This window comes from Streptomyces sp. SID12501 (genome assembly GCF_010550245.1).
Lineage (GTDB): Bacteria > Actinomycetota > Actinomycetes > Streptomycetales > Streptomycetaceae > Streptomyces.
Genome location: NZ_JAAGLU010000903.1, coordinates 1 through 407, shown reverse-complemented (window position 1 = coordinate 407; position 407 = coordinate 1). Strand labels below are relative to the sequence as shown.

Annotated in this window: 1 pseudogene; it reads right to left on the bottom strand. The window is 72.0% G+C overall.

From position 1 onward, the window contains the following. A pseudogene (locus tag G3I71_RS49060) lies at positions 1–407 on the bottom strand (hypothetical protein); the annotation flags it as partial.

Below are 407 nucleotides of genomic sequence, written 5' to 3'. Positions count from 1 at the left end.
GTCACCGGAATCGGTGAGGAGGCTGCCGAGGGTGATGCGCGCGTTGAGTTCGGTGTCCTCGGCGCCGACCATGCGCGCGTACTCGACGGCGCGTTCGGCGGCGGCGAGGTTGCCGGGTCCGGGCTTGTGCAGCATGCCCCAGCCGGCGGCGAGGACGAGGACGTCGGCGTGCACCTGGGACGGGGGCAGCCCCTTGACCAGTTCCTGGGCCGTGGCGATCTCCTCCCAGCCGTCGCTGCGGCCAAGTCCGGCGACGAGCCGGGAGCGTTCGGCCCAGAACCAGGCGGCGCGCAGCGGATCGTCACCGTCCTCGGCGAGGGTCCGCAGGGCCAACTTAGTTATCTTCAGGGCGCGTTCGCGTTCACCGCCGAAGCGGGCGGCGACGGTGGCCTCGGCCAGCAGGTCGA